Raw genomic sequence first — 20,443 nt, forward strand, 5'->3', positions numbered from 1 at the left:
CTAGGCCTGCTTTCCGGCCACCTCACGTCCGGCACGTATCACTGCGTCTGTGGTGATATCGAACTTCTTGTAAACGTCATCGATTTTGCCGGATGCTCCGAATTCATGCATGCCGACGAATACGCCGTCCAAGCCGAGATAGCGGTCCCAGGAATCCTGCACGGCTGCTTCGACGGCGACCCTGGCTCGGCTGCCGCCCAGCACCGATTTCTTGTAGGCGGCATCCTGCTTCTCGAACAGCAGCCTGCACGGCATCGAAACAACGGCGGTGCGAATACCCTCGTCCTGCAGCACCGAGCGGGCTTCGACCGCCAGATGCAGTTCCGAGCCGGAGGCAAGGATCGTCAGTTGCCGCTCGCCGCCTTCAGCTTCCTGGAGAACGTAGGCTCCCCTTGCCGAGCGGTTCTCGTCGGACGGGTCGCGGCGTAAAAGCGGCATTGGCTGGCGGGACAGAGCAATCAGTGCTGCCTGCCGCGGCGCATCCATGATCGCCTCCCAGCACTCGGCCGTTTCGATCGGATCGCCTGGGCGATAGACAGCGAGTCGGGGAATGGCGCGCAATGCGCTCAGATGTTCGATCGGCTGATGTGTCGGCCCGTCCTCGCCCAATCCGATCGAGTCATGTGTCATCACGAAGATCGAACGCACCTCCATGATCGCCGCGAGCCGGATCGCCGGGCGGCAATAGTCGGAAAATGTCAGGAACGTGCCGCCATAGGGAATAAGCCCTCCATGCAGCGCCAAACCGTTCATCGTGGCCGCCATGCCATGCTCGCGGACACCATAGTGGAGATAGGATCCGCCATATTCCCCGGGCTTGATCTCGACCTGGTTCTTGGCCTTGGTGTTGTTTGAAGGCGTCAGATCCGCCGAGCCGCCAAGAAGCTCGGGCACCGCATCGAAGAGATGGTTGAGCACGATGCCGCTCGCCTGACGGGTGGCGAGATCCTTTTCGGAACCTGAAAGTTCCTGCTTTGCCGCAGCAATGGCAGCGCGCCAACCGGACGGCAGTTCTCCGTTCATACGCCGCTCAAAATCGTCTCGCTTGTCCGGCGAAGCGGTCTGGACACGGACCGCCCATGCCATCCGCGCCGGCCCGCCTTTCGCGCCGATCTTTCGCCAGTCGTTGAGAAGCGCTTCCGGTATTTCGAAGGGAGGCGATGTCCAGCCGAGGATCTTGCGGGCCCCGGCGATCTCGTCTTCACCAGGCGCGTCGCTATGGGCCTTCTGCGTTCCCGCCCTGGTCGGGAAACCGAAGCCGATGATGGTTTTGCAGGCAATCATCGACGGCCGATCCGTCACCTTCTGCGCTTCGATGATTGCGGCGCGGATCGCATCGGTATCGTGACCGTCGATTTGCTGGACATGCCAGTTCGCCGCGCGGAAACGCGCCGGATGGTCATCGGATTCAGCAAGGCTGGTCGCACCGTCGATCGAGATCGAGTTGTCGTCCCAGAAGGCGATGAGCTTGCCGAGCTTCAGATGTCCGGCAAGCGATATCGCCTCGTGGCTGATGCCTTCCATCAGGCAGCCGTCACCCAGGAAGACATAGGTGTGGTGATTGACCAGATTGTCGCCAAACGAGGCATTCATGATCCGCTCGCCGAGTGCGAGACCGACAGAATTTGCAATCCCCTGCCCCAGCGGACCGGTGGTCGTTTCGATGCCGGTGGCGTGGCGATATTCGGGGTGACCCGCCGTGCGACTGTCGATCTGGCGGAAGCGTTTGATCTCTTCGATGGTCATGTCCTTGTAGCCCGTCAGATAGAGCAGGCTATAGAGCAGCATTGAGCCGTGACCGTTGGAAATGACGAAGCGGTCGCGATCGAACCAATAGGGATCGGCGGCATCGAATTTCAGAAACTCGGAAAAAAGCACCGCTGCGATGTCGGCCATGCCCATCGGCATGCCGGGATGACCGCTCTTTGCCTGTTGAACCGCATCCATGGAGAGGAAACGGATGCAGTCGGCGAGATCCCGGAGGCGCTGATCCTTGGGAGCTGGGAATGTCTTCGGAGCTTGTGAGATGTCCGGCATTGGAGAAACTCCTTGGAGTACCTGGATTATGAAGGCAGAGACCGTCTGCCTCGCTATCTCGTTCACCGTGATCGTGAGAGCTCGCCACGGCGAATTTGACGGGTCCAGTTAACCTAGTGCGGAGTTTTCAGTTGTGGATAGCATCCGCGCCAGGAAGGACCGCTTTCCGGGACCTGATCACGCGGCGCTGCCATTATCCTGTTCTGCCAAGGGAGTGCGTCTGGTTGAAAAAACCCTTACAGTGCAGGGCGGAGCGCGCCACGACGTCACCTGATCGGGTGACGCTCGCTGCCTCGCCTCCCCTTAGACATTTATGCAGTGATCGAAATAAAGCATTCGTCGCAATTGGCGAAACCATCGTCGTGAAAACGAGAGGCGCTGATATGGATCATGTCGACATCATTGATGCTGTCTATCAGGCTGCAGTCCATTCCGAGCAATGGCCGGACACCCTGTGCTCGATCGTCGATTATGTCGGCGCCGTCGCCGGAAATATTGTCTATCAGGCGCCGGGTGGCCGAGGCAGCTTTCTGATCCCCGGTCGCATGCGTGAAGACTTGAATACGCTCTATCTTCAGAATTACACGGGCAACCCCTATGCCCGCGCATTCGAGAAGGTAAGACCGGGCGAGATTGCGATCGGCAACAGCCTGATCGATGCGGAGGCCGTGCGGCATTCCGCATTTTATGCCGATATCTGCGAGCCGCAGAACATCTTCAATCAACTCTTCCTGCCGCATGCCAGCTTGCACGAGCGCGGAGGCATTGGCGGAGTGGCGCTGTTTCTGTCTCGTCAACAGGACGAGCACGCCGCCGAGGCGGCGGCACGCCTGAAGCTGCTGAGCCCGCATATGGCACGCGCCATCGACCTTTCCTTTCAGATTAACAAGATCAATCGTGCGCCCGAACTGCCGCAACGATTGATCGATGCGATACCGGATGCCGCCGTGCTGATCGACGGGCGGGGCGCAGTCCTCCTCCTGAATGCGGCAGCCGAGACGCTGCTCAGGCAGGCCGACGGCATTTTCCTCAGCCGGTCGGAGAGACCCGCGCTTGGCGCCCATATTTCCGAAACGGCGACGCGCCTGGCAAACGCCATCCGCCAGGCTTTGCTGATAGCCCATGGCGAAGACACGCCTTTCGAAGGCGCATTGGCGATCTCCCGGCCATCGGGCTTGCCGCCCTATCTGATGATGATCACGCCGCTTGCGCCCACGGCGATTTCCACGTGGGATGCGACCGACAGCGGAGCACGCGTCCTCATTCATATCGTCGATCCGGAAGCAAAGACGCGGCGGCAAGCGCAACAACTGCAACACATCTTCGGCCTGACCGACGCTGAAACCCGGGTCGCCGCACTGATCGGCAGCGGAATGAACCTGCCTGAGATTGCCCTCGCTCTCGGGATTTCCTCCAACACGGTGAAGACACATGCCGGCCGATGCTTCGGCAAGGCCGGCGTGCGATCTCAGGCAGCGCTCGCCAGGCTGATTGCCTCGATCCCGATTGCCGAAAAAAGAGCGCGGACGCCGACAGGCTCGCACGGGAGAAGCTCGCCGCGAGCGCCGTAAACTACCGGCTATCTTCGCACTCGATATGATCTGTCGAATTTCTCGATGATCCCGCAGCCGGGCAATTTTCCTGAATTGCTCCTCACTCCCTGCACAAAATCTGCAATCCGGTCGGGCATCCCTATGCCATGAGCAAGAACGACATTCCGCCCCGCATTACACCGTCCGCTGTGCCGGACCGCCTCCGACGGATGGTGGCTGACAGAGACGTGCCGGCCGCAGAGGGCTCCTTCCGAGGAGGTCTCGGTCCTCACAGCCCTGATGTCGGTGGCTCTCGTCAGCGGCAAGCTCATGCCTCGCAGCCTCACCGGCCTGCCTTTAGCGTTTTCCCGTTTCGCGCTCGTCATTCCCTTGCGGCTTGCCGAGGATGTCGGGAAATATGCAGCGTCTTTGGGAAATTGGGGGTGTCCGATACGTCGGCCTACCGTAGGCATCGCCACCCCCAACAGGCAGGCTTACTGGTTAGGTCTAACGAGATCGTTAGGCGTCAGTAGGTGAACCCGCCGTGTTTCATCTTTTGCGAAATCGATTAGGTCGGTCGAAAATCCAGCCTTGCTGAAGAGTAAGAAATGCTTTCCGGCCGTTCCTCTGCCGTATCTCGTTCTCTCGGATCTTTCACGTAGCTGTCTTAGATGCCCCATGTCTATATCGGCGTTTGTCCATTTGCACTCGCCGTAGAAATATTCGCCATTCAGGAGTCTTCCCGCAACATCGATATCGAAGTCCGAATGTCCCCATATCTGGCCCAGTTCGTTTGCAGGAAGGCCGAGTTTTTCCTGGATATGGATCCTGGCGTACTCGAGCGCGATAGCTTCGAAGGCAATACCCATGTATTCCGAGAAGCCCGGCGCTACCACGTGCCTGTATACCTCCTCCCCAAAGCCACCGCTGATCGCGGTCAGGCTGGGCCGTACAAACCGATGCCAGAATGAGATCAGGCTGTCGTCGAGCCGAAACCTACGATTTCTCACCTTCTCATCCACATCCAACGACTTCGTATTCGATATCAGGTGGAGCGCCACCAGCTTCGCGGCGTACGATGTAATTTTCTCTACCTTCACGCCCAGTCGGCTCGCGATCTCCGATGTCGTGTTGCAACCGTCGGCGATCGCCGCGAGGACGCTGGAGTAGAAGCCAGGCTCGTGAAGTTCAGTCTGGAGAAGCGTGTTCGGCTCGTCGACAAGAGTTCCAGTCTCGGTCAGCAGCAACTTGACCACGTTGTCCTTCAACGGAACGTCCGGGTTACAGAGTTGAAGATAATGCGGTATTCCCCCGAATATGGCGTAAGTGCTGATGATCGCTTCGGCGTCGTATTTCGGGAAAAAGCGCGCCACATCCGTGAGGGGGAGCTGTTTCATATCCAAGGACAGTGTCTGTCGTCCGTACAGTGGATTCCTTTCCGCCAACAGATCCTGCATCTGGGATATGGATGACCCGCAGAGAATGAGCTTCAGACCGCCATCCGCAGGTGCGCCAGAATCCCAGAATTTCTGCAGGATCGAAGGCAGCGCCGAGTCGCCGTCAAGCAGATATGGAAACTCGTCGATGGTGATCAGCAGGCCCGGATTGTTCCGCGTGTGCTCGGCAATGTAGTAGAAGACACCTTCCCAGCTCGGCAACGATTCAAGCACTGGCAGTGCACCTAAAACGTTTGCGACTTCGATCTTGAACTGCTCGAGGTTCAAAAGAGAGGAGACGCGTGTGGCCTGGAAGTAAATCTCCTTCCGGCTTTTGCCCAGTTCGCGAAGAAACCTGGTTTTGCCGACACGCCGGCGACCGTAGAGAATGACAAGTGATGGACGCGCGGCATCCAGCTCCTCTTTGAACCGCGCCAGCTCACGACCCCTGCCTAGAAACTTCATATGAAGCGTCCTTCAATTAACATAATTCCTCTTATAGTAATTGAAATTATAGTAATCGTAAATAGTGTAATCCTTGATATATAAGCGCAATTAGGTAGCATTTGACGGTGGCAGTTGCTACCTAACCATTATCTTGCGACACCGGCGAAACGTTCCTCCCTCACCGAAGTCCGGCGGAGCGCGCTCATCCTCGCATCAGCGTTCTTGCTCCTCTTTGCAGCGGCAAATCCCGTTATCGAGGTCACGCTGCGCAGCATCCGTTTTGACGTTCTGCTGGAATTCCTCGATCCCTGGCGGATCGGCTTCTGGATAATGATTGCCGCTGTGGTCTGGGCTTTGCTGCGGCCACGCCTGAAGCGTCGATTTGCAAGGTGGCAAGCCGGCAGGGCGTTCATGATCGTGCCGACCAAAAATTCACCGCTCGGCCATGCCTCGCTGTTGCGCTCGCCGCTTCTCTTCAATGCGCTCTTTGCCGTGCAGACGCTTCTCGATCTCGTCTATCTCTGGGGCGGCGCGGATTTGCCCGATCACATGAGCCATGCCGAATATGCTCATCGCGGCGCCTATCCGCTGATTGCGACAGCGCTTCTTGCCGCCGGTTTCATTCTCGTCCGTGACGACGGCACCGGTATTTCCGAGGCAAATCGCCAACGCATCTTTCAGCCGTTCTTCTCAACCCGCCGCGAGCAGGGCGGTACCGGCATGGGCCTCGGTATCGTCCGCGCCATGCTGAGCTCCCATGGCGGTACGATCCGCCTGCTGCCGACGACCGGCGCCGGTGCCGAGTTCGAAATCACCATCCTGGGACCGAGCTGACGTTCCAGAGACTGATGGGAGCACTGCGCCGAAAGACGATCCCCTGAGGTAGGCAATGTCTTCAAGCGAGTGGATCAGTTTCCAGGCTCTATCGCCGTCAATGCAGCCTGCGCGATGACATCTGCAATGCGTTTGGACAACGCCGGGTCGGAAGCAGCGCGGGCGAGGGTCACACCGCCACTGAGCATGGCGAGCAGCAAGATCGCCTGATCTTCCCGGCGCCTTTTGGATTGACCCGGTATCTCACCCTCCGGCAAGCCGACCGCAACTTCCTCGATGAGACGTTTGAGTTCTGCCGTATAGGCGCTTCGTGTTTCATCGTCTGCGCGCATGACGTCGGGGGAAAGGCTCGGCAGAGCGCAGCTCTCGCCCAGATCGCAGGTTCTTTTATAGCCGAGATAGTAACCGACGAATGTCGTCAGCCAGTCTTTCGGTTGACTGGCCTTTAGCGCCGCAATTCCTTGCCGCAGCTCTTCGAGGCCCGCCAGCACGGCGGTGCGAAAGGCTTCGCCCTTGGACTTGAAATGTCCGTAGAAGGCACCGTTGGTCACGCCGGCCGCCTTGGTCAATGCATCGATGCCTGCGCCGCCATAGCCTTCCTGTCTGAAAACCCGTCCAGCCGCGGCAATGACGCGCGTTCGGGTCTCCTGCTTATGTTCGGCACTGTAGCGCATATATGTCCCTTTTAAGAGTGATCGCTCTTTATGTATTGCTAAGAGAGTGATCGATGTGTATGCATAAAGAGTGATCGGTATATATCAGAAGCGGTCACGGTTCAAACAGGGAGATATACGATGCCTATCACACTCACCGTGCCTGAAGGCCTGCTTTCGCAGCGGGCTCAGGCCCAAGCCTTTGCCGGATTGACGGAGGCAGTGCTCGACGCCGCCGGCTTGACCGGCAATGACTTCATGACCGCCAATATTATCGGTACGATCAACGTGCTGCCGCGGGAGCATGTGCTTGCTGCGGGAGAGCCGATCGCTGCAGCCTTCGTCGAGCTCAAGCTGCCCGAGATGGCGCTGGTGAGCGCTGAAGCAAAACAGTCCTTCTTCGAACAAGCGGCCGATGTGATCGAACAGGCCGCCGAAGGCCGGCTCAAGCGCGAACATATATGGTCGAACATCGTCTACGCGCCTGAAGGGGCCTGGGGTATCGCCGGCCGCAGCTATAACAATGCCGATCTCGTCGGCGCCATCCAGCGTGCGGTTGCCGCCTCGTAACGATCGCGGCGTACGCTCGGAAATCTCAGACTTGATGCAACGCCGGGCCGGCGACACAAAGACGTCGTGGTCCGGCGACTTGACGGAGCCAAGCCATGCAGCTTGCCAACTATCTGTTCTTTTCCACCGGTTGCGAAGAGGCGCTTGCTTTCTACACCGAATGCGGGCTTGGCCAGATCACGCAATTGAAGCGTCACGGCGCAGACGGGATGCCCGTTGCCACCGACGCCACGCGGGGCAAGGTGATGCACGCTTGTTTCGAAGGACCTGGTATTCTTTTCTTCGCTTCGGACAATCATGATGCCGAGCCGATGCGAGGCTCCGCCCACATGCTGATCATGGACGACCGCGACAGTACCGACAGCCTCTTCGCACGGCTGGCTGAGGGCGGCAAGATCACGACGCCACTCGCCGTCCAGCCATGGGGAAGCTATTATGGCAAGCTCACGGATCGCTTTGGCGTCCAGTGGATGCTCGATTGCCTAGAGCATGATGCCGAAAAGTGTGAGCGGTTTTTGGACGGCATCATGCTCTAACTCTTTAATTTAGAACAGGATTCAGATTTTAGGCCGACCCGCCTAAAATCATCCTGTTCTAGCGTGACCATGTGCTGTCTACACACAAGTGCGAGACGATAATCGCACCGATACGTGCGAAAGTCGGCGCCTGGTCGCAATCATTCAGAACATCGCGAGCAGAGGACAATCGGGAAATGGCAGAGGGGAAACTCGCCCCCAACCAAGCGGCTGCGAGCCACCCTCCCCCCAAATCCCGTCTTCGCGTTTCAGCGCGTCGTATAACCGCCGTCGATAACCAGCACTTCGCCGGTGACATAACTTGCCGCTGCCGAACAGAGGAACAATGCGGCACCCGCCACCTCCTCCGGCTGCCCGACGCGTCCCATCGGGGTCATGCTGCGCCAGGTCGGGAACCAGTCGGGATTGTCGATGCCGCCGCGCGACAGATCGGTCTCGATATAGCCGGGGGCGATGGCGTTGACGCGGATGTTTTCAGCGGCAACCTCGCTGGCGAGGCTCTTCGTCATCATGTGGACCGCCGCCTTGGAAGTGTTATAGGCGACCTGGTTCTGCGGAATGTTGGACACGATGCCCGACATCGAGCCGATATTGAGAATGACGCCGCCGCCCTGGCGCCGCATGGGTGCCAGTGCGGCGCGGCAGGCGCGGAAGACGGCGTCGACATTGACGGTCATGATCTCGCGCCAGATGGCATCGGAGAACTCGCCGCTGTCGCCATGAATGGCGATACCGGCATTGTTGACGAGGATGTCGAGCCGCCCCGCCCGTGAGAGGGTATCAGTGACGAGTTCGTCGGCAGCACTTTCCTTCATCAGGTCGGCGGCAACGAAATCGCAATCGACGCCGGCCTTGGAGAGCCGGTCTTCCGCCGCTGCATTGCGGGTTCGGCCCGTGATGATCACTTTGGCGCCCGCCTCGCCGAGCGCCTCGGCGATGGCAAGCCCGATGCCGCGCGTGCCGCCGGTCACCAGTGCCACCTGTCCGTTCAGGCGAAATCTGTCGAAGATCATGGCCGTTTCCTCTTGAGTAGGCGTTCCGCGAGTGTTGAAGGCGATCGCACTTTCGTCAGATGTCGGCGCTTTGCGGCAGAATGACAAGATCGCGGATCGTGATGTTGCGTGGGCGCGTCAGCATGAAGAGGACCGCTTCGGCCACTTCGTTCGCCTCCATCAGGCCGCCCGCGGCGAGCGCCTCATCCAGCTTCTCCTGCGGCCAGTCGCTGAGAAGGGCGGTGACCACGGGGCCAGGAGCGACGGCGCCGACGCGCAATCCATGCTTGGCCACCTGCCGCCTCAGCGTATGGACGAATGCCTGGACCGCATGTTTCGAGGCGGTGTAGATCGGCTCCCAGACGACAGGGATCATGCCGGCAACGGAACTCGTCAGGATGATATCGCCGGTCTTGCGCTCGACCATATGCGGCAGAACGGCATGCACCGAGCGGAAGGCGGCATTGATGTTCAGATTGAGCATCCGGTCCCAGGCATCAGGATCTCCGCCCAGCACTTCGCCGCCGATATAAGAGCCGGCATTGGCATGGAAGATATCCAGCTGGCCGGCTTTTTCCAGAATCTCAGGCATCATCCGTGCGACGCTTTTCGGATCCGTGAGATCGGTGACCAAGGGAATGGCGTTGGCGTCGAGTTTCGAGCAGATTTCCTTCAAGGCGTCTTCATTTCGATCGACCAGCACGACCCGAGCGCCTGCGACAAGCATAACCTTGGCACATTCAAGGCCGATACCCGACGCCGCTCCGGTGACGGCCGCGACTTTTCCAGACAGATCCTGTCCCATTTTCTTCCTCTGTTTTCTCAGTTGCTTTAGGCTCGGCCGTGGGAGATCCGCGATCGGCGTGCCAGCGAGTCGACGATGACGGCGACGGCAAGGACGGCGCCGGTGATCATGTATCGAAGCGACGATGACAGATCGAGAAGCGTCAACCCACTGGCAATGGACTGAATGACGATGATGCCGAGAAGGGCTGAATAGGCACTGCCTCGCCCGCCGAACAGGCTCGTGCCGCCGATGACCGCCGCGGCGATGGCGTTGAGATTGACGTCGCCGGTGCCGGCTTGCTGACTTGCCGTTGCCAGCCGGGCGGCGGAGAGAACGCCGCCGGTTGCCGCAAGCAGAGCGCACATGACGAAGGCGCTCGTATAGATGTGCGAGACGTTGATGCCCGAACGGCGCGCTGCTTCCCTGTTGCCGCCGACGGCATGCATGGAGCGTCCCCATTTGGTGCGCGTCAGCGCATAATTCATGGCGGCGGTGAGCCCGACGAAAAGGCCGAACATCCACGGAATGCCGCGTGACTGGTTGAGATAGAAAGCGACAGCTTCAAGGGCGAGTGTGATGATGATGGCGCGCAGAAGCAGACCGCGGGCCGATTTCGCCGACAGGCCGGCCGCCCGCCGGCGCGCCGACGTACGGTAGCTGGCGAAGAAGAACGCAATGCCGGCTAGCGCCACCAGCAGATAGGCGATTGGGTCCGGCATGACCATGATCTGGCCGAAACTCACCAGCCAGGAACCATAGGGAAGATTGATCGAACCGGTCGCTCCGAGGATATAGAGCTGCAGGCCGAGAACCGCGAGCAGCCCGGACAGGGTGGACACGAAACTCGGCATGCCGAAGCGGTTGAAGACAAACGCGTAGAGCGAGCCGATCAGGGCGCCGACAATCATGGCGGCGAGGACTGCCAGGACCACTGGCCAACCCTGGTTGACCCAGAAGACGCCGACCAGTGCCGAGGCAAAGCCGCTGACGGAACCGACGGAAAGGTCGATCTCACCCACCATCAGGATGCAGACGATACCCAGCGAGATGACGCCGACTGTCGAGCAATCGAACAGCATGTTGACCAGGTTGCTGCTGGAGAGAAACACCGGATTGAGCGCCTGGAACACCGTCCAGATGATCGCCAGGCCGACAATGACCGGCAGTGAACCGAGATCGCCCGAGCGGATGCGATCCCAAAAGGCCTGGATCGAGCCGCCGAAACTGTCGTCATGGTGCACTCTCTCATCACGCCGGTCGAGCAGCGCCGGTGCCGCCGGATCATTCTCGATGGTTTTCATCATGGCCTGCCCTCCTCGTTCTGCTGGCTCTGCGCCTGGCGGCGCGACGCGCGGCGGGAGACGGAATTGTTGGATGCACCGGTGATGGCGCTGACGAGCTGCTCGTTGGATGCGTCAGGCGGCATGGTGCCATTGTTGCGGCCGAGGCGAAGGACGACAATGCGATCGGCAACGGCGCGCACATCCTCCATGTTGTGGCTGATCATGATGACAGCGAGGCCGCGCTCCCGCACGCGCTCGATGAGGTCAAGCACCTCGGCGGTCTGGGCAACGCCGAGTGCGGCCGTGGGTTCGTCGAGCATGATCAGTTTTGGCTCGAGCAGCAGCGATCGGGCGATCGCCACTGTCTGGCGCTGTCCGCCGGAAAGCGAGGCGACGGGCTCGCGCACACTTGGAATGCGGGCCGAAAGCTCGTTCAGGAGCTGCCAGGCGCGGATCTCCATGGTGACCTCATCGAGCTGATAGGGGCTGAGTTCCTTGCCGAGAAAGATATTGGCGACGACATCGAGATTTTCGCACAGTGCCAAATCCTGGAACACCGTTGCAATGCCGAGCCCGAGAGCAGCACTTGGGCTCGGCAGGTTCACTGGCCTGCCCTCGAACAGGATCGTGCCCGAGCTTGGCTGGTGCACGCCGGCCAGGATCTTGACCAGCGTCGACTTGCCGGCGCCGTTGTCGCCCACCAGCGCCACGACCTCACCGGCATACACGTCGAGTTCGATATCGGTGAGCGCCGACACCGCCCCGAAATTCTTCGATATTCCCCGCAGACTGAGCACAGGCTGACGGGAAGGGTCAGGAATATGAGAGGTTTCAGACATCGCCTGGCCTTTCGAAAAAGCGAAGATCGGAAGCGCGACCGGTGGCCCGGCCGCGCTTTCCCTTGGCTCGATTACTTCGTGATGCCGAGCTTCTTGCAGCCGTCGGCATAGCGGCCGGTGCACAGCTCCTCGGCGGTGTTGATCTTCTTGTCGATGATCTCGGCCTTGAGGTTTTCGGCAGTGACCACGGCGGGGACGAAAAGCTGCGCCGGCGTGTCGTAGAGCGTCATTTCGGCCTTCGGCGTTTCTCCGGCCAGAAGCTTCACGGCAACGTCGGCAGCGGCGGCCGCGACGATTTCGCTGGGCTTCGAGATCGTATTGTACTGATCCCCTGATATGATCAGCTGCAGCGCGGCGATCGTCGCATCATTGCCGGTCACCGGCGGCACCGGATCGACACCCGCTGCCTTGAAGGCTGCGATGGCGCCGCCACCGGTGCCGTCATTGGCGGCGACCACGCCGACGATCTGTTTACCGAAACGGGTGATCTGGCCGCCTGCCCATTGCTGGGCGTTGGCGGGCTGCCAGTTGGGCGTGTCGAATTCGGCAAGCGTCTTGTATCCACCGCTCGCCAGACCCTCGTGAATACCGTCCTTGATCAGCCCGGCAGCCGCATCAGTCGGCGAACCGTTGATCTGCAGGATGCCGCCGCCATCGGTCGGCACGTTCTCAGCCTTCAGATGCTGGACGAGCGATTCCGCAATTGCCTTACCGATCGCCTTGTTATCGAAGGAGACGTAGAAATCGGCCTTGCCCTTCGGGATCGGACGGTCATAGGCAATGACCTTGACACCCTGGCTCTGTGCGAGCTGGACGAGCGATGCGGCCGCCGCCGAATCCACCGGGTCCAGCACGATGACCTTGGCGCCTTGCGTGATGGCCGAATTGAACTGTTGCTGCTGTTTTGCGATATCGGCATCGGCGTTCTGATAGAGCACCTTGCACGACGCGCAAAGCTTCTTCATTTCCGCGACGAAGCCCGGGTGATCGTGCTCCTCGTAGCGGGTCGAGCCCTGGTCGGGCATGAGGAATGCCACTGTCGCATCCGCAACGGCGGTTTGCGCAAAGGCGGAAGTACCACCCAGCAAGGACAGGACAAATACTGCGGCGCCTGCCGCTTTTGTTGAGAATTTCATCATTTCCATCTCCTCCCATTGGTAAAATTGTGTAGGTTCGTGATTACACTGTCTGCTGTGGCCGTTCGGCTGAATGAACGGTCGCGCCTGTCCCGGTGGTTTGACGTTTTTGAGGACAAGCATCTCCAATCGTGAGCCGCTCATCGCGTGCCCACGCTCAAGTCAGTGTCAGTTTTCGTTCCTCCTCCTTGTCCTCCCTCGTCCCTTGGACCGTGCTCGTTCGGCTCCTCTAGGCCGCCTTTGCCACGTTGATATTGTCGCCCAACAACCGCCGGAAACGCGAAGGCGTCATGCCCTTTTCCGCGAGAAACTGCCGGTTGAAGTTGGACAGATTGTTGAAGCCGACCTCGAAGCAGATATCGGTGATCGATGCGTGGTCATCGCTCATCAGGATCTGGCAGGCGAGATTGATGCGCAGGCGCTTCACATACTGTACCAGCGACATGCCGGTATGGCGGCGGAATGCGCGCGAAAAGGCGCCGGTCGACTGGTCGGCGATCGCTGCGAGATCGGCTTCGTCGAAGGATTTCGTCAGGTTCTCTCTGATATAGGCGAGCGCCTTGTTGATGCCGGCCGACATGTAGCCCGATGGATCGGGCAGATAGCTCGGGCTCGCAAGAAGCTGGGAATCCTGCGCCCGGCTGAGCAGGCCGACGATCATCATGAAGAGCTCGATACGACGCACACCGTGTGCCTGCTGCACCTCGTTCATCAGGGGAGCTACCTGCCGGCTGGTATCGGCGCCGAAGAGCACGCCGCGCCGCGAGGCTTCAAGAACCGGATCGAAGGACCCGAGTTCGGCCAGGACCTTCATCGTGCCGCTGATGAAATTCTCGCTGAACTGGATGAGCTGGCATCGAAGTGGAATGCTCGATCCTTTCGGGACATCGCTGATCCAGTTATGGGGAAGATTAGGCCCGGCAAGCACAAGGTTGCCCGGTTCGAATTCGCCGATGAAGTCGCCGACGAAATAGCGTCCTGTCGTCGCTACCACGAGATGAAGTTCATATTCCGGGTGAAAATGCCAACGAACCGTATGGTAGGGGTAGCCATGCGCCTTCGTTGCGAAAGATTCGCCGGGCCGGATCTGAATGACTTCCAAGTCAGGTTCCATTGTCTCCTCCTCCGAGGACGGTTCCAGGCCCGCCAGCCAAATTCCCTTTTTGGCTTTATTGTTGAAGGGGAGTGTAATGGGCTCATGTCACGCCCGCCACCACGATTCCCGGCTAAAACCGATACTTTTTTGACAATTGACGCTGCGCAGCCGGCGTAAAGACGACAGCAATCCGCATGCACATCGCCCAACGGCGTGCCTCAGGCCGCCAAGGCGGCAATCACGTTTCTGACCAGCGCAGAAGAGGACAGCCGGCTCGTGGCGCAGCTCGGAGCACCGATCGCGCCGACGCGCACGGAAACGCCACCACGCGCATTGGCGATCGCAAACATCGACTCGTCAGTCAGATCATCGCCGATGGTAATCGGGCAGCGGTTCTTGAACGGGTCGGACTGGAAGAACCGCTCCAGCGCATCGCCCTTGCTCGACCGGGCCGGACGCAGCTCGAATACCATCTTGCCGAGCTGCAATGCCCAGTTCGGCCCGGCGAGCTCGGCATAGTGGTGCATGCGCTCTTCGAGCACCTTTTCATATTCGGGCGCCAGCCGGTAATGGGCGGCAACGGCCGCGCCCTTGTCCTCGATCAAGACGCCAGGATAGTGCTCGGCTTCCGCGGTCAGCGCATGCTTCAGTGCCTGAAACTCAGCTGTCGCCTCGACCGTCTGCATTCCTGCGGCGTTCCTGATTTCGGCGCCGTGAAGGCCTGCCGTCGGAAATTCAAAGGGTTTGAACAGCTCGTCTGCATAAGAAAGTGATCGGCCGGTGACCAGCGCCAAGGCGCCGCCGAGCTTGTTCGACAGGCGATGAAGTTGTCCCGGAAGCGCTTCTGGGACCTCGATCGCATCCGGCGTGGGCGCAAGATTGAGCAGCGTCCCGTCGATATCGAGAAACATCGCCCAGTGGTCGGGCTCTTCCAAGACCAGTGAAAGCATTTCCTGAGTAGCGTCGTCGTCCTGCACGGCATTCTCCAAACTCTGCAATCATTGAAGCTAGGTCGCCGGCCGACGAGGACAAGGTGGCCTTTCAGACTCCGGAACATACGGAGGCTAGTCCGCGTTGTATCACGCCGCCCGTTCGAGCACTCGCGCCGTAGAAGGTACATTGATGGCCAAAAGCAGTTCCGAGCCCCGTGATGAGGTCAATGCCCCGTTGGCGCATGGCGCGTTAAACCTGCCATTGGTGACGATCGACGACTACAACAACGAACTGCGTGACAAGGATGGTTTCGTTGGCGACAACGCCAACAAGAAGACTTTCCAGCAGAAGCTCGACGATTGGAGAAAACGCATCCGCAAGGTCGGAGACGACCCGATCGGTAAGACCGCGACAGCGAAGCTTTCCAAGAAGAAGATCGATGCCTTTCTGAAAGGCGACGATATGGAAGCGGCGGCTTTGGTCATGGGGGCGGTGGAGGACTTCGCCCAGGACTTTGCCGACGTGATCGGAAAGTTCCTGAAGGATAAGCGCTGGGTCAAGACGGAACGCATCGTCGTTGGCGGCGGCTTCCGGCAGAGCCGCTTTGGCGAGCTGGCGATCGCCAGGACCATGGTTATCCTCAAGGCGGCCGGCGTCGACGTCGAAGTCGTGCCGATCGTTCACCACCCCGATGAAGCCGGACTGATCGGCTCGGTCCATCTGATGCCGCGCTGGATGTTCAAAGGCCATGAGGCGATCCTGGCAGTCGATATCGGCGGCACGAATGTTCGCGCCGGCGTCGTTAAATTCGGAAAGGACGACGTGCCGAATTTTGCCGATGCGAGCGTCTGGGATTCAGCCATCTGGCGTCATGCCGACGACGAGCCGAGCCGCACGGCCACCATCGAGAAGTTGGCCGCAATGTTGCGCGATCTGATTGGCAAGGCCGAAAAGGCCAATCTCAAGCCGGCGCCCATCATCGGGATCGCATGCCCCGGCATCATCAAAGCCGATGGCTCCATCGAACGCGGTGGACAGAACCTTCCGGGCGGAAACTGGGAGAGCGACAGTTTCAACCTTCCCGCCGCACTGATGAAGGCCATTCCTGAGATCGGCGAGGACAGCACATTCGTGATGATGCACAACGACGCCGTCGTGCAGGGATTGTCGCAGATCCCTTTTATGAACGACGTGTCGAGATGGGCCGTGCTGACCATAGGCACGGGTTTGGGCAACGCTCGTTTCACCAATCGCGAGGGAACGAAGGCGCGATAGGCTCGACCTTTGACCCATGCAGCGCCCGCTGACGGGGCGCGGCATCGACCGCCGCACCGCCGCACCGCCGAAGCCGCCGAAGTACGTGGGGCAAAATCCATGGCGGCGTTTTGGTGAGCGGTCATAGAAGTGTGCATAACCGCGCGCTTTGAGAAGTGATTGCTAGCCTGAGGATTCTCAAGCCGGGGCAAATCATGATTCGATTCTGCCATGAAGAAACGGCTCCCCTCCCCCGAGCATGCCGACACGCTTTCACTGAATGCGTTGCGCGGATTGGTGACGGGTCTTCTGGAACGGTCGCAGCAGGCAGAAGCCCGGCTTGCGAAGCTTGAGGCCGACAACATCCAGCTGCGGGAGGAAAACGCCGCCCTTCGGCTGGAGAATACCCGCCTGAAACTCGAGAACCAGCTGTTGCGCGACGAGATCGCCCGGCTGAAAAATCTGCCGCCGCGCCCGCCGTTTCGCGCCTCCGGCATGGAGAGGGCAACGGAGGCCTCTCCAGCAAACCATGTGGCCGGCAGGAAAAAGCCGCGGGGTCCGAAGCTGGATGTGGATCGGGTCAGCCGGCAGGAGATCCTGCGCATCGATGCTCCGTCCGGCTCGCGCTTCAAGGGATATAGAAGCGTCTACGTCCGAGACCTGGTGCTCAAGGCGGAACTCGTGCACTACCGCCGTGAATGCTGGGTGACACCGGATGGAAAGACGGTTCTCGCTCCCTTGCCGGCCGGGATCATAGGTGGCTATGGCGCCAACCTCCGGCGGCTTTGCCTGATGCTGCACGCACAAGGACAGGTGACGACGCAGCGGTTGACGACATTGCTGAACGATGTCGGGATCGCCATCTCCAAGCGTCAGATAGTGCGGCTTCTCACCAGGCAGCTGGAGGGCTTCGTCGCCGAGGATGCCGCACTGCTGCATGCCGGTCTCGTGGCGTCGCCTTATGTGACGGTTGACGACACCGGCGCGCGGCATTCCCATAATAACTATTACACCACACAGATCGGCGGTGCGGATTTTACCGTCTTTCGCACCACGAAATCGAAGTCACGCCTGAACTTTCTGTCCCTGCTGCGCGGCGGCTATCAGGATTATGTGCTGGGTGACGCCGCATTCGATTATCTGAAAGAACGTCGCGGCAATCCGCCCGTAGTCCATGGGCTTCGGACGTTTGAGCCGCAACACTTCTGCAACCAGGTACCGTTCATGGCGCATCTGGCTGACAAAGGTGTCGATATTCTCAACCGCCAGGAGATCGGCACCCTTGCCGAAGCAGGGCTTTGGGGCTCCATCCGCCATCACGGCCTGATGGCAAATACGGTGATCGTGTCCGACGATGCCGGACAGTTCCGTGTCGGCAATCATGCACTGTGTTGGGTCCATACTGAGCGCCTTCTGCAAAAGCTGATGCCGACCACTGCAAAGGAGGAGCGGCTGGTCACGATGGTCCGAGATCTCGTCTGGCGTTTCTATAAAGCGCTGAAAGCCTACCAGCAGTGCCCTTCCCCCCAGTCCGCTCCCGCATTCCGACGACGGTTCGATAGGATCTTCACACTACGTACGGGTTATGAAGCACTCGACACGCTTCTCGAGCGACTGCATCGCAGGAAGAACGAGCTGCTAAAGGTGCTCGAGTATCCCGGCATCCCGCTCCACACCAATGCCTCCGAAAATGCCTTACGGACGTTTGTCACGAAGCGGAAGATCTCCGGTGGCACAATGAGCCAGGATGGCCGTGTTGCGCGCGATGTCATGCTCGGCCTGATGAAGACCTGCCAAAAGCTCGGCCTTTCCTTCTACCATTATCTCGGTGACCGGCTTGGGATCGGCAGTGAAGATCACCCCATCCCGTCTCTCCCGGCCACCATCCTTGCCCGGGCTTAAACGCTGGAGCCACCAACGGTCATCAGCGCTCGACGCTTCTGCCTGCCAAACCGGCAGCGCCATCGAATCTGCCCCACTTACCCCGCCGAAGGCTCGGCCGGCGCCGGGAAAGATTATGGTAAACCGCAGGTAAACAAGAAGAAATTCGGCAGACGGAAGCGAACTCGCCAATAGGTTCCGCTAGGAAAGAGTTGCTGGTTGCGGAAGACAGGCGGGATCCGGGTTATCGCACCAGTAGCAAGGTCTGCGACACCAATGCAAAATCCAACCAGCGCTGTTGAGCATAACCGCCGAGACCTGATTCGCCTAGAACACTCTCTTCGCCGGGCATGACGCGGGAGCGGAGAACTGTGCAACCATCGCCTCGTTCGTCGAGATGTACAAGCCCAATGCCGTCGATCCGCAGGCCTACCTGACCAACACGCTCGCCCCTATCGTCGATGGTCATAGGCAGAGCCAGATCAACTAACTCCTGCCGCGGAATTATCGGGTGTGACATGGCAAGTCACGCCAATGATCGCGGGCGCTCTAAGCGATCATCCGATACCTTACGGAAATTGTGGCCCCTTCAAGTGGAGTTCGCTAGCCTCCATCGCGATGATAAGAAAACCGTGACCGAGCGGAGAAGCTGTCAGTGCCAGCCGAACGCGAACACGCTTTGGGAATTCGTGGATAGACTTATAGCGGAGCATATAGGGAGCCATCAGGGCTACCATAATTGCGAAGATGCCCACAAGCAGATAGAAAAAAAGGTCTTCAAATTGAGGTTTGGCATCTGCCGCACCATTCTCGTTCACGATCTTCTACCAGGCCTCGATGCTGTAGAGAAATGGGCCGTCGATATACGTTTGAAGGAGGGTATATGCTGACCCCTGATCTCCATGCAATCCTTGGCGAACTCAGGGCTCGCGAACCGCTTTTCCATCATCGAGAGCTTGGCACCAGCCGCGGAGACCTTCTCAAAATGACGGCCGATGATTTTTGGGAGATTGGCGCAAGCGGTAAAGCCTACGACCGCGAATTCGTCATAGAGAACCTTTTGGAGTTTTACAAAAAGCCGGAACCTGAAGGCTGGTCATGCTCCGAATTCTCGATCCGCCAGCTTGCTGAAGGCCTCTACCAACTCAACTACATTTTGCAGCAGCCGGATCGCCGAACTCGCAGAACGACACTCTGGCGGAAAAACGACGACGCGTGGCAAATTGTCTTCCACCAGGGTACCATCATAACCTGAATAGCCAAAACCTCCGAGGTGTGACCAAAGCGCCGGTTACGGTCATGACGCCCGAGGATGTCGATAACCCTGCTAGCCCTCAGCTGCCGGCATGTGGTTGGACTGATGTCATGGCCTGGCCAAATCGGACCTGCGGGCAAACGAAACGCTACCCCTCCAATGCCTCTGCCCCAACATTCAGGCGACTTAGATCGACGAGAAAGTTCGGGTTAGAGGTCCCCTCCCCCGATAGCGGCAGCAGCTTCGCCTGTAGTAAGGCCCGCAGCCGGCATTTCGGAATTCTGGTGGGCTCGTCTCTGCGGGCCCCTCTTTGATCTCTGCGCACAGAAGTGATCCGGGACGTCTAGCGTCGCTGCCGCATTTTGGGGCGGCGCTTGGAAGATAGAGGCCCTCCCCTCCCCTCCCCTCCACTTCCTGCTTCGCGTCGGAAAAGATGGTGATAACACCGCTGGCCTGTTCTCGGCGGGTTAAAATTGCGCTTATCTCTGCGCTTTACGCAATCCATGCGCAGACGAAAGATGGATCATGAACTTCAAGGGAATAAGCGCTCCGCTCAATGCTGGTCGTCTCGAACAAATGCTCGGCCTCGCCCCGTCGCGCCGCGATTCTGAAACTCAGGATGGAAGTGACAAGGCTTCTGGCAATGAACCCGTCCGTGGGCTGGAAACCGAAAACCTGTACCGTTCGCCCGCTTATAAATGATCAGCCGGCAACGACGCTGAGTCGCGTCGAAAATGTGCCTCGATACTTTAGGGCTGGCTTTATGGATTCGGACACGACCGCCATTGTCAGCTGACAATTGAGCTAAGATTCCGGAATTCCACATGATTTTTTCGTCGAATCCGGTTTGTTAACCACTGGATAACCAAGAATTCGCTTGACGGAATCGGCAGACTCACGATCATTTGCGCAAAATAACCCGATTTATCAGGATTTGCGTGA

At 59.2% G+C, this 20,443-nt stretch carries 19 protein-coding genes and 1 pseudogene; 9 read left to right on the top strand and 11 right to left on the bottom strand.

Annotation, left to right across the window (positions count from 1 at the left end; all coding sequences use genetic code 11):
- Complete coding sequence (gene tkt, locus J3P73_RS34185) at nt 1-2,037, bottom strand: transketolase (protein WP_130689136.1); 2,037 nt, start codon at nt 2,035-2,037, stop codon at nt 1-3.
- 278 nt (nt 2,038-2,315) lie between these two features.
- Here tkt and J3P73_RS34190 point away from each other — a divergent pair, with 278 nt between their 5' ends.
- A complete protein-coding gene (locus J3P73_RS34190) occupies nt 2,316-3,608 on the top strand; it encodes a helix-turn-helix transcriptional regulator (protein ID WP_130770077.1) in 1,293 nt (430 codons plus the stop codon).
- A 455-nt stretch (nt 3,609-4,063) separates the two neighbouring features.
- Here the strand turns inward: J3P73_RS34190 and J3P73_RS34195 are convergent, their stop codons facing one another.
- Nucleotides 4,064-5,470 (bottom strand): ATP-binding protein, encoded by a 1,407-nt coding sequence (locus tag J3P73_RS34195; protein WP_207580130.1) that lies wholly within the window; start codon nt 5,468-5,470, stop codon nt 4,064-4,066.
- A 114-nt stretch (nt 5,471-5,584) separates the two neighbouring features.
- On the opposite strand from J3P73_RS34195, the gene J3P73_RS38200 reads away from it, so the two are divergent.
- Complete coding sequence (locus J3P73_RS38200) at nt 5,585-6,286, top strand: DUF4153 domain-containing protein (protein WP_483408187.1); 702 nt, start codon at nt 5,585-5,587, stop codon at nt 6,284-6,286.
- Nucleotides 6,287-6,360: 74 nt separating this feature from the next.
- Here J3P73_RS38200 and J3P73_RS34210 read toward each other — a convergent pair whose 3' ends face one another.
- A complete protein-coding gene (locus tag J3P73_RS34210; RefSeq protein WP_130714310.1) occupies nt 6,361-6,960 on the bottom strand; it encodes a TetR/AcrR family transcriptional regulator in 600 nt (199 codons plus the stop codon).
- Nucleotides 6,961-7,080: 120 nt separating this feature from the next.
- Between J3P73_RS34210 and J3P73_RS34215 the strand changes: the two genes are divergently transcribed.
- Nucleotides 7,081-7,509 carry a Tautomerase enzyme gene (locus tag J3P73_RS34215; protein ID WP_130769936.1) on the top strand — a complete coding sequence of 143 codons (429 nt, stop codon included), beginning with the start codon at nt 7,081-7,083 and terminating at the stop codon, nt 7,507-7,509.
- 95 nt (nt 7,510-7,604) lie between these two features.
- On the top strand, nt 7,605-8,045 hold the full coding sequence (locus J3P73_RS34220) for a VOC family protein (protein ID WP_130769935.1): 441 nt from the start codon (nt 7,605-7,607) through the stop codon (nt 8,043-8,045).
- Nucleotides 8,046-8,293: 248 nt separating this feature from the next.
- Here the strand turns inward: J3P73_RS34220 and J3P73_RS34225 are convergent, their stop codons facing one another.
- The 7 genes from J3P73_RS34225 to otsB all read right to left on the bottom strand — a co-directional run bounded on the left by J3P73_RS34225 (nt 8,294) and on the right by otsB (nt 15,176).
- A complete protein-coding gene (locus J3P73_RS34225) occupies nt 8,294-9,058 on the bottom strand; it encodes an SDR family NAD(P)-dependent oxidoreductase (protein ID WP_207580131.1) in 765 nt (254 codons plus the stop codon).
- 55 nt (nt 9,059-9,113) lie between these two features.
- A complete protein-coding gene (locus J3P73_RS34230) occupies nt 9,114-9,842 on the bottom strand; it encodes an SDR family oxidoreductase (protein WP_130687182.1) in 729 nt (242 codons plus the stop codon).
- 26 nt (nt 9,843-9,868) lie between these two features.
- Nucleotides 9,869-11,128: a sugar ABC transporter permease gene (locus J3P73_RS34235; protein WP_130769934.1), complete on the bottom strand. Its 1,260-nt coding sequence runs from the start codon at nt 11,126-11,128 to the stop codon at nt 9,869-9,871.
- Nucleotides 11,125-11,946 (bottom strand): ATP-binding cassette domain-containing protein, encoded by an 822-nt coding sequence (locus J3P73_RS34240; RefSeq protein WP_130769933.1) that lies wholly within the window; start codon nt 11,944-11,946, stop codon nt 11,125-11,127. The genes J3P73_RS34235 and J3P73_RS34240 overlap by 4 nt, the downstream gene beginning before the upstream one ends.
- 71 nt (nt 11,947-12,017) lie before the next feature.
- Entirely contained in the window at nt 12,018-13,091 is a 1,074-nt protein-coding gene (locus tag J3P73_RS34245) for an ABC transporter substrate-binding protein (RefSeq protein ID WP_018070617.1), read from the bottom strand.
- A gap of 220 nt (nt 13,092-13,311) precedes the next feature.
- Complete coding sequence (locus J3P73_RS34250; RefSeq protein ID WP_018070616.1) at nt 13,312-14,196, bottom strand: helix-turn-helix domain-containing protein; 885 nt, start codon at nt 14,194-14,196, stop codon at nt 13,312-13,314.
- Between the two features lie 200 nt (nt 14,197-14,396).
- The gene (gene otsB / locus J3P73_RS34255) at nt 14,397-15,176 is read right to left on the bottom strand and encodes a trehalose-phosphatase (RefSeq protein WP_018486030.1); all 780 of its coding nucleotides are present in this window, start codon (nt 15,174-15,176) and stop codon (nt 14,397-14,399) included.
- 124 nt (nt 15,177-15,300) lie between these two features.
- Here otsB and J3P73_RS34260 point away from each other — a divergent pair, with 124 nt between their 5' ends.
- The 3 genes and pseudogenes from J3P73_RS34260 to J3P73_RS37850 form a co-directional block, all read left to right on the top strand.
- The gene (locus tag J3P73_RS34260; protein WP_018070614.1) at nt 15,301-16,386 is read left to right on the top strand and encodes an ROK family protein; all 1,086 of its coding nucleotides are present in this window, start codon (nt 15,301-15,303) and stop codon (nt 16,384-16,386) included.
- A 210-nt stretch (nt 16,387-16,596) separates the two neighbouring features.
- Nucleotides 16,597-18,267 carry an IS66 family transposase gene (locus tag J3P73_RS34265; RefSeq protein WP_011649147.1) on the top strand — a complete coding sequence of 557 codons (1,671 nt, stop codon included), beginning with the start codon at nt 16,597-16,599 and terminating at the stop codon, nt 18,265-18,267.
- A 310-nt stretch (nt 18,268-18,577) separates the two neighbouring features.
- Nucleotides 18,578-18,736 (top strand): annotated as a pseudogene (locus J3P73_RS37850) (IS66 family transposase); the annotation flags it as partial.
- Between the two features lie 79 nt (nt 18,737-18,815).
- Here J3P73_RS37850 and J3P73_RS34275 read toward each other — a convergent pair.
- A complete protein-coding gene (locus J3P73_RS34275; RefSeq protein WP_018496356.1) occupies nt 18,816-19,064 on the bottom strand; it encodes a hypothetical protein in 249 nt (82 codons plus the stop codon).
- Nucleotides 19,065-19,129: 65 nt separating this feature from the next.
- On the opposite strand from J3P73_RS34275, the gene J3P73_RS34280 reads away from it, so the two are divergent.
- Together J3P73_RS34280 and J3P73_RS34285 are read left to right on the top strand one after the other, a co-directional pair.
- Nucleotides 19,130-19,501 (top strand): nuclear transport factor 2 family protein, encoded by a 372-nt coding sequence (locus J3P73_RS34280; RefSeq protein ID WP_018496357.1) that lies wholly within the window; start codon nt 19,130-19,132, stop codon nt 19,499-19,501.
- A 525-nt stretch (nt 19,502-20,026) separates the two neighbouring features.
- Nucleotides 20,027-20,203 (top strand): hypothetical protein, encoded by a 177-nt coding sequence (locus J3P73_RS34285; RefSeq protein ID WP_018486025.1) that lies wholly within the window; start codon nt 20,027-20,029, stop codon nt 20,201-20,203.
- Nucleotides 20,204-20,443: the final 240 nt, after the last annotated feature.

The organism is Rhizobium ruizarguesonis (genome assembly GCF_017357285.1).
Taxonomy (GTDB): Bacteria; Pseudomonadota; Alphaproteobacteria; order Rhizobiales; family Rhizobiaceae; genus Rhizobium; species Rhizobium ruizarguesonis.

Bases quoted from the DNA above. Each gene is read 5' to 3' on its own strand.
- tkt (WP_130689136.1), bottom strand. From the start codon at position 2,037: ATGCCGGACATCTCACAAGCTCCGAAGACATTCCCAGCTCCCAAGGAT.
- J3P73_RS34195 (WP_207580130.1), bottom strand. From the start codon at position 5,470: ATGAAGTTTCTAGGCAGGGGTCGTGAGCTGGCGCGGTTCAAAGAGGAG.
- J3P73_RS34210 (WP_130714310.1), bottom strand. From the start codon at position 6,960: ATGCGCTACAGTGCCGAACATAAGCAGGAGACCCGAACGCGCGTCATT.
- J3P73_RS34215 (WP_130769936.1), top strand. From the start codon at position 7,081: ATGCCTATCACACTCACCGTGCCTGAAGGCCTGCTTTCGCAGCGGGCT.
- J3P73_RS34220 (WP_130769935.1), top strand. From the start codon at position 7,605: ATGCAGCTTGCCAACTATCTGTTCTTTTCCACCGGTTGCGAAGAGGCG.
- J3P73_RS34225 (WP_207580131.1), bottom strand. From the start codon at position 9,058: ATGATCTTCGACAGATTTCGCCTGAACGGACAGGTGGCACTGGTGACC.
- J3P73_RS34230 (WP_130687182.1), bottom strand. From the start codon at position 9,842: ATGGGACAGGATCTGTCTGGAAAAGTCGCGGCCGTCACCGGAGCGGCG.
- J3P73_RS34235 (WP_130769934.1), bottom strand. From the start codon at position 11,128: ATGATGAAAACCATCGAGAATGATCCGGCGGCACCGGCGCTGCTCGAC.
- J3P73_RS34240 (WP_130769933.1), bottom strand. From the start codon at position 11,946: ATGTCTGAAACCTCTCATATTCCTGACCCTTCCCGTCAGCCTGTGCTC.
- J3P73_RS34245 (WP_018070617.1), bottom strand. From the start codon at position 13,091: ATGGAAATGATGAAATTCTCAACAAAAGCGGCAGGCGCCGCAGTATTT.
- J3P73_RS34250 (WP_018070616.1), bottom strand. From the start codon at position 14,196: ATGGAACCTGACTTGGAAGTCATTCAGATCCGGCCCGGCGAATCTTTC.
- J3P73_RS34260 (WP_018070614.1), top strand. From the start codon at position 15,301: ATGGCCAAAAGCAGTTCCGAGCCCCGTGATGAGGTCAATGCCCCGTTG.
- J3P73_RS34265 (WP_011649147.1), top strand. From the start codon at position 16,597: ATGAAGAAACGGCTCCCCTCCCCCGAGCATGCCGACACGCTTTCACTG.
- J3P73_RS34280 (WP_018496357.1), top strand. From the start codon at position 19,130: ATGCTGACCCCTGATCTCCATGCAATCCTTGGCGAACTCAGGGCTCGC.
- J3P73_RS34285 (WP_018486025.1), top strand. From the start codon at position 20,027: ATGAACTTCAAGGGAATAAGCGCTCCGCTCAATGCTGGTCGTCTCGAA.